Origin of the sequence: Nocardia sp. NPDC006044 (genome assembly GCF_042871115.1) — a bacterium.
Classification (GTDB): domain Bacteria; phylum Actinomycetota; class Actinomycetes; order Mycobacteriales; family Mycobacteriaceae; genus Nocardia.
Genome location: NZ_JBIAID010000003.1, coordinates 386,524 through 401,968, shown reverse-complemented (window position 1 = coordinate 401,968; position 15,445 = coordinate 386,524). Strand labels below are relative to the sequence as shown.

The window sequence follows — 15,445 nt, the reverse complement described above, 5'->3', positions numbered from 1 at the left end:
ACGAATCCCGCTGCGAGGCCAGCGCTCCCGCCATAGGCTTTTGCAACGGGCAATCCGGCAGCTGCCGCCGCCGTTGCCCCAGCGCACAGGCCGACCAGAACCGATATGCCGATGATTACCGCTGACCGCAAAGAGACGATCGACTCGTCTCGATCGCCGCTTCCGGATCGGCCACGCGGCCGCTGGCCGCCGGAGCCGGTTACTGGTGGCATTCTCGTCCTCCCTGTTAACCACGGTCGTGCCGAGAACGCCCGTTGCCTGTAGGAGTAGTTGCCTTTTCGGGCGCCGATTAGCCGTCTCTGACGACAAGCCTCCACGCCAGAACCTCTTTGGTCAAGGGAAACATTTTATATGTTGATTTTCGACAAAATGAGCTATGGTTCTGCCATGGCTAAGCAAGTAGCGGCGCTGGGTCCTGCGGGGATCCGGGTAGGGCAGCGCGTGCGAGACCTCCGCCGTCACCAAGGTCTTACTCTCCACGCTCTGGCATCGAAGCTGGCGGACCTTGGCCGGCCAATCGATATCTCAGCGTTAGCGAAGGTGGAGAAGGGGCAGCGGCGGATCGATGTCGACGATCTGATGGCGCTAGCTGTCGCGCTAGATGCGTCGCCGAACTGGATTCTGCTGCCGGATCGAGTGTCGGACGACTCGCCTATCGAGTTGACTCCATCGCATCAACAAGGAGGGCTTGAGGTATGGCAGTGGGCTGTTCGCGACCATCCCGATGAACTTGATCCACCCTCGCCGGACTCGCACGTGCCGGTAGATCAACTTGATCAATCCTTGGACCTTGGGGTTACGCAGAGCGTGTGGTCAGGAGCTCATTCCCATGTGCCGTACGAGAGTGTACTGAGCCAGGTTAAACATGCCTTCGAGGCAGACAATAAGCGAGTCATCATCGTCATGGGCGGGCCCGGAAGCGGAAAGAGCATGATCGCAATGTCTTTGCTTTCTGCCCTTCGGCATGATCACCGTCGGGTAGTGTATGCGTCCGGATCCTCTGCCCGCATCGAATACATGAGGAAATCTGTGGGCAAGGGAAGGCCTGATATGCGGCAGCTGTTCACTTACTACAGCAACCTAGCTACCGCTGCGCCGAACGGGGTTGATGTGCTGATCTGCGACGACGCTCATCGAATCCAGAGAACATCCTCGAACAGATTCGCCCCACGGGGGTTGAAAACAGACCGGCCCCAAGTTGATGAATTGATATCGGCCGCAAGGGTTCCAGTTTTTTTTCTGGACGAGAATCAGATCGTCAGGCCCGATGAAGTTGGAACAGTTGATCTGATCACTGATCATGCGGCACGTCTAGGGCTTCCGGTGATCCGTATCAGTCTCGACGGCCGGTTCCGCTACGGAGGGAGTGCTGCGTACGAGGAGTGGATGTTGAATCTGCTCGGGCTGCGAGCATTGGGACCTACAAAATGGAAGGGCGACAAAAACTTCGATGTGCGAGTCGCGGCCTCACCGCAGGAGATGGAAGACTTCCTCCGCACGAAGATCAACGGTGGCGAGACTGCGCGCATCGCGGCAGGATACTGCTGGCCGTGGAATAAGCAGTTGCGTACGGATGGTTCGCTTGTAAACGACGTCACGATCGGGAACTGGTCGAAACCATGGGCCAAATTTGACCGTAAACTGACCGACGCAGCTCCTCCTGCGGAGTTTTGGGCAACGGATCCGCGCGGCTTCGATCAGATCGGCTCCGTCTATACAGCACAGGGCTTCGAATATGACTGGGCCGGCGTCATACTCGGGCAGGACATCGTTGTCGACGGGCAGAACCTGACTATTCGCCGGGACGCCAATATGGATCGTGCGCTGAAAGGCACGAAGGGTAAACCAGTCTATGATCAACAGTTCGATAATTTGGTGCGAAACTCATACAAAGTGTTGCTAACGCGTGGAATGCGAGGCGTAGTTATCTATGCAGTGGATCCAGCGACGCAAGAGTTCCTCGCGAGTCTCGTTGACTGACTTGTGACCAAGCGAATCAATAAGTCAAACGATAACTAAGCCTAAGTAGAGGATGTACCGGCAGCGCGGCACTATCCCAAATGACCGGCGGGAGCAAAGTCGAAACATTGAAGCCGGATTGATGCTGCTGGTGGTAATGTCGGCCAGCTCGCTACAAACAGTGAGAGGTAGAAACCACTCCACAATGAGCAAGTACGACTCGGGCTCCTTGAAGGCATGGAGCCTTCCGATTCGGATAGTTTCCGACTAGCCGAGCAACTCCGACCGCTTGCCACTCCAAGTCACGACGAGCTCATCGCGGGCTCGGCTGGCCGCGACATAGAGCAGGGACCGTTCGCGCAGCTCCGCTTCGGCCTTCTCCTCTTCGGGAACCGTGTGCATGGCGGCCTTTGAGGGAACATGGGCGTCGTCAATTCCGGCCAGGACCACCTTGGAGAACTCCATGCCCTTGGAACGATGCATAGTCAGCACCTGCACGTGCCCTGTGCCTGCTAGGTTGTCGTCGAGAGCCCGTGCTTCGATCCCGCGTTCGCCGAGAGCGCGCACGAATTGACTGCGGTCGTTCTGGCCGCGGGTGAGCACGGCGATGGTCGACGGCTCGACGTCGGGAGCGGCGAGCCATTCACGGACCTTATTCGCTACCTTGTCGAGCTCATCGACAGCCGAATTGCATTGGACAGCTATGGGATTCGGGCCTTTGCGGGCAGATCGGTAGCCCAGTGTGGACTCTTCTGCCGCTTCCAGGTCGTGATATTCAGCGCCGGACAGGATGGTCAGCGCGAAGTGTAGATTTTGGGCTGTCGTGCGGTAGTTCAGTGTGAGCCGGCGAGACCTGCCAACTATCTTGACGCCGAGACGGCCCAGCACAACTGACTGGCCGTAGATCCGCTGATGCGAATCTTCGGCAATGAACAGGTCATTGGGCCCTTCGGCAACCAGTGCGCGCAGCAGAGCCCAGTGAGTGGCATGCAGGTCTTGGGCTTCGTCGACGATCACATGGTCTGCCAGGTGTGGCTGACCCGAATCGTTGCGCTGCCTCATGTATTCGGCGGCGAGAGCCAGAACTTCGGGGAAACTCAGGCTGGCGTCCATTCGGCTGCGTCGCCGGTAAGCATCCACCAGTTTCCACATCGCTATCCGTTGCTGGCGGCTCAGGCGTACACCCCGTCCGGTGCGGGCTACTTTGACGTACTGCTCGAGCGTGGCCACCCGGTTGGCGAGGACGACCGCGACGTACTCGGTGTCGAGGAACCAAGGAGTGCGCAATCGAGGATCGAGAACACTGTCGACCGTCTGGATCACATCTCGCCACACCTTGTCCTTGTTGGTACGAGCGGAGGTTACGTCGAATCGGTGGCCAAATAACGCTTCGGTGGCGGGACCTGGGTCGTCGGCTCGGTTCAGAATATCGCTCGCGACCTTGTCGATGCTTTCTACGTAAACACCTGGATCGCCCGGCTTCTTCGCGATTGTGATGTTGGGCTGCAGGACCTTCAGGTCAGCCTCGAGGCCCTTGGCAAGAGTTTTATTGAAGGTAGTCAGGATGATTCGCGCATGTCGGTTTCGTCTCCAGAGGTTCCGAGCGCGATGGATTGCGACAACCGTCTTTCCTGTGCCGGCACCACCGGAAAGACGGAAAGCGCCATTAAAGTCCTTCTCGGCATACGTCCGCTGCTCGGGATGTAGGAAGGTGCGCCAGGCGGCGAAGTCTCCGCCCTCGATCACACGTCGCAGCTCGTCGCTACCTTCGATGTAGGTGAACTGCATCTTTGACGCCGGTCGGTCGAGCGCTTCTATGATCTGAGTGTCTTCATCGAGATCGGGATCGACCACAGCGTTGGTGAATTGATATTTCGCCCGTATCTCGTCGATGGCGGTGCCGCACGCCAGATCGAGCAGTGCGTCGGCCTGCCAGCCATCGATTTTCGTGGCGATATCGTTGATGGCGTAGTCGTCGACGGCAGAGAGGGCGAGCTCGGCAAGTCCTGGGTCCAGACCGAGGCCTTCGGTGAGATCGGTGGGTGTGAAACCAGCTTGCGCCAGAAAGCCAACCCGATCGTCCGTGCTGGCCGGTTCAACTGCGGGAAAGCCGTTTCCGGACGTGGTGGCGGTGCACTTGTGCTGCTCGGCTTCGGCGCTGAGTTCTCCAATAATGCCCTCGAGCGTGCCGTTGATGGGGTTGACCCTCAGCGTGCTGCGTTCGGCGAGTGAATTGGCCTCGTCGTGCTTCCAAGTACCCATGTAGATGTAGGTGGTGTCGCCACCTTTGGGATCGATGCGGAACATGATCGCCCGGAAGTTCAAGTCGACGCGCCCTGTCCGCACCCTAGCGTCGACAGCACCTTTGAGCGGCTCGATGTGCAAACCCGGTGCGGTGTCGTCCTTTTGAACTTTTTCGAGGAAGTCCCACACCTTTGCTTTGATCGACCCGTCGAGCTTGCCCATCGCTTTGCTGGTCGCCATCACGATGTTGGCCATCACATCACCCCGTTCGTGTTCAAAGCGTCAATGATTTGTGCCGGGTCTGGTGGGCAGATCGTCCACCCGAGTTTAGCCATCGTCTGGACTGTCTCGGAGGCATCGTCGAAGAGCACACCGACTCGCGCAGCCGGCCAGGCAAGGTCGATGACATCACCGTCGTCGGTCTCGGCCCCGATTTCTGGAGCGGGTGCGCTGGCGCTGGCCAACGCCAGCACGAGCTCTTTCTCTGCGTCAGTGACGGTTTGGGCAAGCACCTGTTCCCATTCGAGGGTGAGGTGCACGCCAGTCGTATCGGGTTTCGGTGCAGGAGAAACGGTCTCGGTACCGATCAAGCTACGAGTGGTAACGAAATGGTTGTCGCAGAGTCCAAACCAATTCGACAGGCGAACCCATTCTTTCCACGCCTTACCGTCGAGGACTTCGAGTTTCTCATCTCGGTCGTCGAGGGCGAGGACCGAGGTGATCGTTTTGGTGTCCATACGCATGGCCGCAGTGACAGCGAGCGGTCCATCTGAGTATGACCAACAAGCGTAGGTCCCTGCGGCAACTGATGGCTTCTTGCCGTCGAGGATATCCAACGCCCAGGGGGCGATGGCGTTGATATCGCCCTTAATTTGGTCCTTGCGCATGAACATCATTGGCAGCCACTGACCTACCGCCGCCCATGCTTCCTGGTCGGGGTCATTGATGAACTCCAGCAGCTGCGTGATCGGGTCGGCGGCGAGCAGTTTGAGTAGCGCTGGCCGCAGATTGCCGTTCTGCATGGTCAAGTGAGCCAACTTATCGGTGTACCAGGGCGGAGCCACCGACGAGTTGTTCTTGAATCGTTGGAGATCTTCATGCCCGAATGACCATACGATGACGTTTCCGGCTCGCAGGTCCTCGCGTTTCCTGGCATCATCAGCGACTCGGTTGGCGCCGGACACGGCGTGGAACTTGCGGCCGTCGGCGAAGATAGCGATGCTGGGAATGGCAGAGTCGGTGCAATCGAGTACGAAGTCCGGCCTGCTGTTGCCCATCTGCACCTGCGGCGCAAGACTCCAGGTGCGAATCGTTTTGCCAGGCATGGTGATTGCCGCGGAGGGCGCGTAGGTTCCTGGCCGCTCCTTGACAGTCGCGCCCGCCGCCCGCAGGCGGTCGATGAACGCCATGTAGAACTCGCGCTCAAGTGGTGACTCCTCGCTGCCGAGCGGCTTGAGAGGCGCTTCCGAGGTGAGCGAGCTCTTCCAGGTCGCCCAGACCGGTTCTGCGGCGCTGTTTGTGCCCAGCAACTTGTCGAGCACCGCCGCCGCCGTTTTGCGCGAAGTCTTGTCGAGCTCGTGCGGCGCGGCGAACGGCAGCAGACACCGGTGGCAGGCGAGCCGGTCCTGGGCGGCGCATTCGCAGTCCTCGACCACCTGCCGGGCAGCCACCAGCACTGACCAGACCTTTGCAGCATCGGCGAATTCCGCGAGGTATCCGGTACCTCCAGGCACCGTGTCGTGAATGAGTAACGCGCGCTGATTCGGTGCATGCAGTGCGTCGGTGATGGTCACGACATCCAGATGCTCGGGTGAACCGCCGATTACTTGTCGCAGACCCAGCAGAAGCGCTGCACTGAGGCTGGGATGGGCGAACGGGTCATACTCCAGCCAGCCGGGCAGGTGCAGCAGCACAGCCTGAGTGCGCAGCGTTCGGGCGAGTGCGATCTCCCGGACGTGTTTTTCATCGGCAGCCTTCCGGTACTTGCACCAACTACGATGTTCGCGAGGCTCATTGCGCCCGGCGGTGCGGTCGAGCTGGCCACAGCTCGAGCACACCCGGAACAAGCCGCTCGTCGTTTCGGCACCTGCGATCGTCCGTCTCGCGCCCTGCGAGGTCCGCTTCCCCATATTGAGCCAGCGAATATCCATGCGCTGCAGATACTCTGCGCCGAATTCGTAATCGGTCACAAACCATCGTTCGACGATGTGGTCCGGGTCGATATCGGCAGCGGTGACCACCGTGAACGTCTCCCGCTTGCGGTCGTCACGGGAGTCGGTGATGGCGGCTTCGTCGCGCCGCACCTCGGCGGACACCCGTGACATCTCCACCACATGAAGCTGTTGGCTCACATCGGCGATGGCACTGGTGTGGCAGCGCGGGCATTGAACCGGTTCGGGAGTGTCCTCGGTGGCATGAGCGATTCCCGCCCATCCGCATTGCGGGCACATCCTCCAGGTGTGGATGTTCGATTCGCCCGCGCCGAGGTCGATGGCATCGATCTGCACCGCGAGCCCTTGGGCGTAGAACGTCGAGCCAGGCGCCAGCTCCTGAAGAGCAACCCGTGACCCGCGCTTATAACTTGCTGTGTCCCCGACGTATTCGTTGGTGTCTGGGTCGATCCAAGTTATCCCGACATCCAGCGTCACAGCATCGTCCAGCAGAGTGTAGTTGGGCAGCACACCGTACCGTTCGAGCACACCGACCCAGTGCTCATTCGTCAGATCGCTGATGTGCTTGCCGAGTAATCGCAGGGTTCCCCGTGCGGTACGCAGCTCTCGCCTGTCGTCGTCGGTGGCGGCTGGCGAGTTGGCGCGTCGCTCGAACTCCGGCATCGCGGCATCGACGGCCGTGCGACGGGTACGGAGTTCTTTGACATCCCGATTCCAATGGCGTACCGAGTCTTGCAGATGAGTGCGCAGTGCACTGGGGACACCACTGCCCGATGGAGTGGCCCAGGTTCGCAGAGATTCGTTGGTGTCGGTGTCGAGGAGACTGTCGAACTGCGCGAGGAATATATCTAGGAGTTCCTCTGAATTCTCGTCCGCGACAGCGAGAAGCTTTCCCATCCAACTGCCCTCGTCGAACGTATTCAGGACAGGCTCGGCTGCCATGGGATCTTCAGCGCCGGGCTGTCGGGAGATCCGGTCGACGATGTGGGCAACGTACTGACGTTGCAGGATCTCCTCAGCAGTGAGAAAAGTGGCTGGTGGCCGAACCTCTCCTTGGATGACGGATTTCGGATCGTAGAGCTTCGGCAGATGTTCGCCGCGGCCTCGGATGAAGGCGAGTACCAGAGAATTACCGGTGAGACGGCCGGCACGGCCGACTCGCTGGAGATACGAAGCAACACTGCGCGGCATCGATCCGAGCATGACGGTCGACAAATCGCCAATGTCGATACCCATTTCAAGCGTTGGAGTCGCGACCAGCACATTCGGCGCGGTTGGATCGGTGCCACCGCGCTTGAACTTGTTTTCGTATTCCAGGCGAGTTTTTGTCGGCAGCAACGAGGTATGCTCGCGGGCAACTACCCGCTTCATCTCGGAATCGTTGTAGAGCCTGCGGTAGAAGTTGTTCTGTCTCGGCGCACGGTGCAATGTCCCCGGGCAGCGGTCGAGAAGGCATGGGGCACCATCAAGCTGATCGACTACAGCAAAACTGCCCGGACTGGGTGACTGACAGACGTCGCAAGTCAGCAGATGACGTCCGCCTTCCAGATCGTCGAGTTCTGGCGCGCCGACCAGGATGGCGTTGGCGCTGAGCTGGTATGCGGTGTGTTGTTTCTCGGTGCTGCACGCCGTCGCGATGCGTTCTTCGGCGAGGGCCGCAAACAGCGACCTGGCCAAGGCGCCACCTTCGAAGGCCGAAACGTCCAAACACTTTGAAGCCCAACGGGCATACCAAGATGCAGGCGCGGTAATCGCGTCGAAACCTTCGGGAATCGTGCGTGAGCCGACAGCTGGAAATGCCGGGGCGGGACGGCCTTTCGGAAAGGCAGGCATCCCCTCGCCCTTGGGGCGGGCACCCCACACCCATCGCCGGTTGGCATCGTTCGCGATGTACTTGTCCAACCATCGATGCCCGATCGCGCCCTGCATGCGCATGCGCTCGACCGTCCCGCGCACCCACCGCGTCACCGCTGTGGGATTCGGCTCGGAGAAGGCGATCTGGTGTTGCGCGCCTTCTAATGCCTGCAGACCGAGCTGAGCGACCCGCTCAGCGGGACCTAGATCCACCTCGGCGACGGCGCTACCGGTGAGCTCCAGGGTTCGACCCAGCCGGGCCTGTAAACCGAACTCGAGGTCTATATCGAACTGGAGGCGCCGTTGCACCAATCGGAGAGCCTTCCGCCGTTCGGCGGTGGACTTGTCGGGACGCCAGAACGCCGCGAACTCATCGAGCTCCACAATGTCGGGCGCGAGTAGGTGGTAGCGGCGCATCGGGTCGTCCGCGGCCCTATCGATTACCGCCTGACACAGCTCGGCCAACGTCATCAGGCCGGTTCCGGAGTTAGCAGCATCCAAGGCGTTTCGCAGTGTCGAACGCAGACTCAACGTGTGCGAGCGAGCCTGGACGAAGCCGGCCCGATGCGCGGCGTCCTGCACGCTGTCGGTGAACATCAATGCCTTCTTTTCGTCGGCGTCGAGGTCGGCGTCGCCGAACATGCTTGACAGCGCCACCGACAGTTGGGTGGCGACAGCACTACCGAGAAACCGAATGCCATCGGCAGTCCGGCAGGCCGGACACACGTCGTTCCGCGAATGATCTTCCGCCTCAGGGCCATAGAGGGCGAGGATCGGCAGCACGCGCCCCTCGACCATCTCGGCACTCTCGGGATCCGGTGTCTGCTCGCTGATTTCGCGTTCATCGATATGCAACCAACGCAACCCCTCGACTTTCTCCCCGAGCTGAGCTTCGACTGGCGCGGAGATCAACGCACGGAAGCGGGAGCCGCCGGAGGCGTGGTGGGCGCGGATGGATTCGTCGCTCACGTCGAGCGAGTCGCCGGTCGGTGCGAGGCGCGCGCCCCATCCGGACCGACCGCAGTGTCGGCAGAACAACGCTGGCAAGTACATGACGCTTGGGTCCTCGATGGCACCGTCATCGGACCAATGGAAGCCGGCAGCGCTGGCCACGGTGCGGTCGATGCGTGATAGCTCTCGAATCCACAGGTGTACATCGACATTCAGAGCGCTGCGTCCGATCTCCGCACGCAGGTGCGACAGAGCAGCGAAGATGTACTCGACATAGCGTTGCCGTTTGGCACGGGCACGTGGGCTGTCCCGCTCCGCCGTGGGTGCGGGAAGGATCGTGTCGGTTAAGTCTTCGATGGAGACGGCGTTAACTGTTATCGCCAGTAGAGCTTTGAACAGGTCGTGGTTCTTAAAAAGGTCTAGTTGCTCAGTTTCCTCGAGCAATCGAAGATCTGCCGCGGTGCGCTCGAGGTCATCGCTGGAATCGTTGGAGCGTCGAAACAGGGTGGCAAGCACCGCCGCTGTCAGCAATGCATTGCCGGGGGAGTGCTTCTGTATGAAGTGCTCGAGCTGGTCGACCGCTTGCTCCACTGCAGGCTTAACGGCCTCGTAGAGGCGGTCCAAGGTGGTGCCCCGGTCCCTCAGCCACTCCTCGGGGGTGAGACGCGTCTCGCCGATCAATGTGTCATCGGTGAAGGTCTCGCCGAAAATGGTGTGCGCGAAGTTGAGCATCGCCTTCGGCGAGCCCTCGCCACCCAGCGTTGCCGAGGTGGCGACCGGCGTGATCCGCCCGAGCGGACGTGCGCGATCTTCATCGGTAGCCGGCGAAGAATCAGTCCAATGCGCCTTGATCGTGAGACCGAGCCGCCGCAACAGCATCGCCACATCGGTGCCCTGCGCGCCGTCGTAGGTGTGGAACTCGTCGAGCACCACGTATTGCAGAGACTCTGACGACTGTCGCCACATAGCAGCGCGATCTGGACGAAGCAGAAGGTGGTCCAGCATTTTGTAGTTTGTCAGCAGGATGTCCGGTGGTGAGTCGTGCATGAGCCGCCGGTCGGTGATCAGACCGTCCGCCGAAACCAGCGTCCGGCCTCCAGCGGATTGCTCGCCTGTGTAGAGGCCGGCGGTCACACCGGCGAGTTCGGGATATGAGCTGATCAGCTTGGCGAGGCGTTGCTCCTGATCGTTGGCCAGCGCGTTCATCGGGTAGATGATGAGTGCCTTCATGCCGATCACGCCAGCCTTCTTGGCACGCAGCACGTGATCGAGGATGGGAATGAGGAACGACTCGGTCTTGCCGGAGCCAGTACCCGTGGTCACAAGGGTTGGCTGTGGGCGTTCCTGAAACTTTGTCGACAAACGCTCGAATGCGCTGGCCTGGTGGCCGTAGGGCACAAATTCCTTTGGCCACCAATCCAAGTGCATGCCCCAGTTACCGCGCGCAGGTGCGAACGGCAACCGCAACCGTAGGTACGGGCCCTTGAACATTCCCGACACCGGGTGGCCGATGAAATCGGTCAGCGCGCCCTGTGCGTCCGGGTCGGTGAGCGCAAACGTCGTGGTGAGATAGTCCGTCAACCCTTCTCGCAAGCGATCGGCTTGCAGAGTGGGTAGCAACGCTCCCATGGTCGGCTCTCATCCCTTCTTTGCTTGTGAAACGCATAGTTGACCGTTGAGATCAGGGGTAGCTTGAGTGCTCAAGAAGTTGAGTGAAATGTTTGTGAGCCAACTCCATGTCGCGTTCGCGGTCCACGCCGAGAAAAGGTTCCTTATAGATGATCCCGTCGACTACCAGTTGAGAGGGTCTTAGGGTACGCTTTCTATGATATTCGGCGGCCAGCTTGCCGGGGAGTTGTCGGCCGTTGGCATCGTAAAGGGCGTCACGATCGTACTTCTGGAGAACTGGAAACTGAGTGCGATAGACCGTCAAGAGTTCATCCGTGGTTATTTCAAGCATGATCGCGACGATCGCATCGATCTCCACAAGAGCCTGACGGCGGTCGGCTGCTCGGCGCAGTGGAGTTGACCATGTCCATTCATTTTCGATCTCGCCTAGAGGAGTTCGACCGAGGTAGTCCAATCCAATATGCGGTACCCATGAATCCTGACGCCAGGTAGAGTCGTGCAACTCCGACCAGAGTGGACCATAGGGCTTCACGAGGCAATTGAGGCGTAGCGCTCGATGGATAAGCCGCGACTCTAGGGGATGGTTGCGGATATGGGGAAGGCGGCGGATCACGCCTTGATTTAGTTCGGAGATACCAGCGGCTTTGATGAAGTAGTCAACAGGTATGGACGCCCAAAAGGCGCTGGCGACTGCAAGATCGGATTTTTCTTTAAATGCTCCCGTGAGTACGGGGTTAACATGACAAGGTCCCGGAGGGATGATTGCGGCGTGCAAGGTCCGGACATTAGCGGTTTGCCCCATCCGTCGCCACGCAATCCGGAAGAATTCTGAACTGGGTGCGCTAGACCATTTTTTGTATGCGGATATATACTCGCGATAAGTGAGGTTGGGTTGGTAACTCGTCCGGGGGATAAAATTATCTGGGATATCTTCGAGATCTATTATGCTTGTGTCGAGATTATTCTTCATTGTCTGGTTCGGTTGCTTAAATAGAGGAGTCGCAACAGTGAAATGTGGGCCCTGCAGTATGACCTCTTTCCAATTTTCGGGCACGGCCGATTCTGATCTGAAGTATCCGCGCTTTCGATCGGCCGTTTCGTGCCAGCCAGCGGTCCAGTTGAAGCCTAGGCTGCCGAGCCTAGATGACGTTGCAATTTTGTCAAGGACGTCAGCGCTCGCTCGGTTGACGGGATATAGCATCCTCGCATCTGCGGCAGGGGTGCCGGGCTCGTCGATCAAGGCAGACCACGTCGATAGCCGCGAGCAGCTCACTTTAATAATCCGTTGTGCGTGGGGGCGAAGATCCCAATCTCCGTTCTCGTCTTTGATGCCGGGTGCGGTACCCGACCCGTCATGGAGAAAAGAGCGCTCGACGGTGTCGGGATGGTAAAATGACGCTCCGTGCAAGAATCTAATTTCTGAGGCTACGCCGTACACGTGGACGCCAAAATCCTTCGCATGATCAATTTCGAATAGACGTTCCTCGTTACGAAATTGCCAGTGTCGCCGAAGGCGAGCGTAAGTATTTCGCCGGAGAGCATGTGCTCGTTGTTCGGTAAAATGGCTTTCTGGATGGATTAGGGCGACGATGCCTCTAGGTGACATTGATCGCCATGTGTGATCCATGAAGCATCGATAAAGATCAGGCTGCAATCCTGCCAACACTGGGCGATCCACTCCGGACGTTAGATGTTCATTCACTCCAGCCCGCTCAGCTCGCTCGGTGAGCAATGTAGTAAATGCTCCAGGTTGTGCAAGTGTATCGTTACGTTTTTGCTGCTTCACGCTCTCTTCGGGCTTGGTAATCAGTTGCCACCAAGGATCTATCTCCGCGAGGACAGATGCCTCGTCCCACTCCGGGCGAACCCACGGCGGGTTACCGATCTGGAGGTCGAAACCTCCTGTTCTGAAGACAGGGGCAAGATCTAATTCCCAATGGAAGAACCCTTGCGCGCTCGCGATATCGGCGGTCACTTTCAGCCATGGAAATCTTTTGAAGCCTGTGTCGATCAGTTGAACCCTGGCGAACGAACGATCGATGTCCTCCGCTACGTCAAGGTCGTGCCAGTCCATATCGCCGGTAAAGCTGGTCTGCCCGTACTTCTCAAACCTGTCGGCCTTCGGGGCCAGGCCAAGAATTTCCTCGAGTCCGCTAACCCACTGGTCCAAGTCTGGTGGCTTGACATCTGTTATCAGTGGCCAGGACCAAAGAGCACACCACGCGTCCATCACACGGCGCAGTCGACGGTATGGACCATTCTCGTCCCGGAGCGCTAATTCGATCTGATCACGGGTTACCGCTGGGGTGTACTCGACCGCCTCGGACTCCCAGAGATGGATATCTCGGCGGATCTCTGACTCTGCGATGGTGAGTCGGCGTAGGGTGAATTCCCAAAGTGTCTCGACCCGCTGTGAAAGGGCAGCGAGTCGCTTGGTTATCTCCTTGGTTGGCGATTTGCGAATCTCACTGCGCCACAATCGCAGTTCTTCGCGTCGGTCGGGGGCGTAGGTCTTGGCCTCTGCGGTATCGATGACCGCGCCCCATCCCTCGGACGGCAGCAAGAAGTGGTGAATGCCGGTGCCGATGTCAGTACCTAGCGGGACGTCAGTGGCCGGAGTTTTGAGCCAGGCCTTTTTTCCCATTTGATTTGGGGCGTAGACCGCCCGGCGCGCCCCGATGAGCGAGTTACCTCGGCGCAAGTGTAGGCCGAACCATGGTGCCTGTAGACCGGCGACCATGGTGTCGAGCCACAGTGAAATCTCCGCAAGTTCGACGGCCGTTGCGTTGAGGTCCACACCATATACCTGGTGCAGCGCGATGTGTGCCTTCACCTTTTGTAGCTCAACTGGGTACTTGTCGGCCGGGATGCGTTTGTCGAGTTTCTCCTGCTTGCGTTTGAGGTATTCCGCCGCCAGTTGGCGGACTGCCTCGATGGCGAATGCGCCGGAACCGAGGGCAGGTTCACAGATCGTGAGTTCGAGAATCTCCTCAGGAGTGGTCTCGTGGGTGAGGAGTTCTTCGAGTGCCTGCGAGACAACGAATTTGGTTAGTACTTCGGGCGTGTAGTAGGACGCGGATTGCTGGCGTTCGCGGCCGGCGAGTCGGAAAACAAACGTGCCCTTGCGGTGCACGACAGGCTTCTTCTCGTGAGTGTTCGAGTCTTCAGTGCGAACGAAGTCGGACTGGGAAAGATGGTCAGCGCGGTCGACTGGCACCACCCACGAACCTTTGTCCGGATCACCGTTCTTAGCGACCTCGAACAGGTCCTCCTCGGCAAAGAAGCCGGTGTAGGACATGAGTCCCTCGTAGACCGCGCCGAGCTGGTTGATGCCGAGTTCGGCGTAGCTGATGAAGCCGCGGTCGGAACCCTTGCGGCTTTTGCTCTCCTTGGTGAGCAACAGGTGTTCGAGAACATGCTGTACGGCTTCGTTCCCGAGTTGCACATCATCAATTAGCGCAGTTGCCTTGGGCGAGAACAGATCCGCGCGCAGGGGATTGAACTGTAGTCCTGGGGCCGGGTCGTCTACGAGGCGTTCTCCGCGTTTCGGTTCGTGCCCGAACTCCACAAGGTCGAACAGCTTCTTCAGGGACTCGTACAGATGGGTGCCGTTTCTGGCTCGTACCGAGACGAGTTCAGTGAGAGTTAGCTCCCGGAGCCGGTCCAACCCGTAACCCTCGTCGTATTCCGCGGCCCCGGAGGGAAGTACTTCCATTTCGGGAGAAGCCTCTGCGTACAGAAGAAACAAGATTCGGTAGAGAAACCGCAGTGATTGCTTTGCGAGCTCGTTGGCGTCGACTCCCGCCATAGTCAGATCGAGATCTTTGCGTCGGTTCACGACCTCGTTCGCGATAATCTCGATCGACAGGCGGATGCCCTCGCGCAGATCCTTCGACACACCGACGGTGTGCTTGACTGAGTCCTCCAGCGCACCGGTCCACCAAATATTGCCATCGGCGTCTTCTCTCAACGCGTGATGCCCGAAGATTGCTGCTGCCCTGTCTATTTCGCCACCGCGAGCCTCATGCTTGCGCTCGGCAACCACGAGCACGTCGACGGCAAGGTAGCGACCTTCGGCCCAGCGCTCTCGCTCTGCGAGCAACATCCACTGTCCCGCCTGCACCACGACAAAGGGAGGCTCGGCGTCGGATCGAAAGGCTGCTGACACTGCCTTTGAAACGGACTCGATCGGTTTACCGTCCTCGGTGGCCGGTTTGATTAGTTGTCCGATCTCGGGGTCGAGAAGGTCCTCGATGGCGGTAACTGGGTTCGCCTGGATGAAGAGGGTTTTCGCGATGCCCGGCAGTGCTGCATCGGGAATCTCCAGCTCGGAGCCAGCCCGCGCAGCGTTGAACGTCGCCAGCTCGCCCGGGAATCCGAAGGCGGCACGCACCTGTGTGTGTGCTGCAGGCGCTGCCTCAGGATTTTCGACCAGCGCGGCCAAAGCGACCTGTAGGCTCCGGCAGGCGTTTAGCAGCGAGCTGCGGACAGTCGTCCGCCCTTCTTTCGCCTCGGCGTCCCAGAATTTGCGCAGCTCCATCACTTTGCCGTGGAATGACTCCTTCACAGAGTCAGTGGTGAAGTAGTGCTCGCTGATCCAATCCTCACCGATGACGATGGAATCGAAAGAAGCCATG

General features: G+C 59.2%; 4 protein-coding genes. 1 reads left to right on the top strand and 3 read right to left on the bottom strand.

The window, feature by feature from the left end; genetic code table 11:
• Positions 1-351: 351 nt before the first annotated feature.
• Positions 352-1,980, top strand: coding sequence for a DNA/RNA helicase domain-containing protein (locus ACFYO1_RS26460; protein ID WP_387236310.1), 1,629 nt, complete (start codon positions 352-354; stop codon positions 1,978-1,980).
• A 246-nt stretch (positions 1,981-2,226) separates the two neighbouring features.
• On the opposite strand, the gene ACFYO1_RS26455 is transcribed toward ACFYO1_RS26460, so the two are convergent.
• The 3 genes from ACFYO1_RS26455 to ACFYO1_RS26445 all read right to left on the bottom strand — a co-directional run bounded on the left by ACFYO1_RS26455 (position 2,227) and on the right by ACFYO1_RS26445 (position 15,444).
• Positions 2,227-4,458 carry a 3'-5' exonuclease gene (locus tag ACFYO1_RS26455; protein ID WP_387236307.1) on the bottom strand — a complete coding sequence of 744 codons (2,232 nt, stop codon included), beginning with the start codon at positions 4,456-4,458 and terminating at the stop codon, positions 2,227-2,229.
• Positions 4,458-10,760, bottom strand: a complete 6,303-nt coding sequence (locus ACFYO1_RS26450) for a DEAD/DEAH box helicase (protein ID WP_387236304.1) — start codon at positions 10,758-10,760, stop codon at positions 4,458-4,460. Before ACFYO1_RS26450 ends, ACFYO1_RS26455 begins: the two co-directional genes overlap by 1 nt.
• Positions 10,761-10,860: 100 nt before the next feature.
• Positions 10,861-15,444, bottom strand: coding sequence for an Eco57I restriction-modification methylase domain-containing protein (locus tag ACFYO1_RS26445; protein ID WP_387236301.1), 4,584 nt, complete (start codon positions 15,442-15,444; stop codon positions 10,861-10,863).
• Between the last annotated feature and the right edge of the window lies 1 nt (position 15,445).

Bases quoted from the DNA above. Each gene is read 5' to 3' on its own strand.
- ACFYO1_RS26460 (WP_387236310.1), top strand. From the start codon at position 352: ATGTTGATTTTCGACAAAATGAGCTATGGTTCTGCCATGGCTAAGCAA.
- ACFYO1_RS26455 (WP_387236307.1), bottom strand. From the start codon at position 4,458: ATGGCCAACATCGTGATGGCGACCAGCAAAGCGATGGGCAAGCTCGAC.
- ACFYO1_RS26445 (WP_387236301.1), bottom strand. From the start codon at position 15,444: ATGGCTTCTTTCGATTCCATCGTCATCGGTGAGGATTGGATCAGCGAG.